Below are 434 nucleotides of genomic sequence, written 5' to 3'. Positions count from 1 at the left end.
TCTTGTAGCTTTAAAAGGTACGAGATAGGATTCTGATTTTGCCATAGATGATACAGCAGATTATTTTGTTATCAGCTGATCAGCTTCATAATTTCCAATGCTACTTTCAGCGCTTCAGTTCCGTCCTCTAAGGAGACTTCCACATTTTTACCATCGGTAATGGCATCAGCAAAAGAATTTAATTCATCCAGAATAGCATTATTGGGTTCAATGTTCGGATATTCAAACAGGATCTGATTTTTCTCTCCATCTGCATTTTCAATGATCATATCAAATGGAGTAGGGTTTTCCGGAGCATCTTTCATTCTGATTACTTCTGCCTTTTTCTCCAGAAAGTCAACGGAGATATAAGCGTCTTTCTGGAAAAACCTGCTTTTCCTCATGGCTTTCATAGAGATCCTGGATGTAGTAAGATTGGCAACACAGCCATTTTC

The 434-nt window shown here is 38.2% G+C and carries 1 pseudogene; it reads right to left on the bottom strand.

Annotated elements, in window-relative coordinates:
- Positions 1 to 71 precede the first annotated feature (71 nt).
- Positions 72 to 434, bottom strand: a pseudogene (locus BBI01_RS14765) (gfo/Idh/MocA family oxidoreductase); the annotation flags it as partial.

This window comes from Chryseobacterium artocarpi (assembly GCF_001684975.1).
Taxonomy (GTDB): Bacteria; Bacteroidota; Bacteroidia; order Flavobacteriales; family Weeksellaceae; genus Chryseobacterium; species Chryseobacterium artocarpi.
Note: the sequence above shows the minus strand (reverse complement) of the source record. Positions and strands in the feature narration are given on the sequence as shown.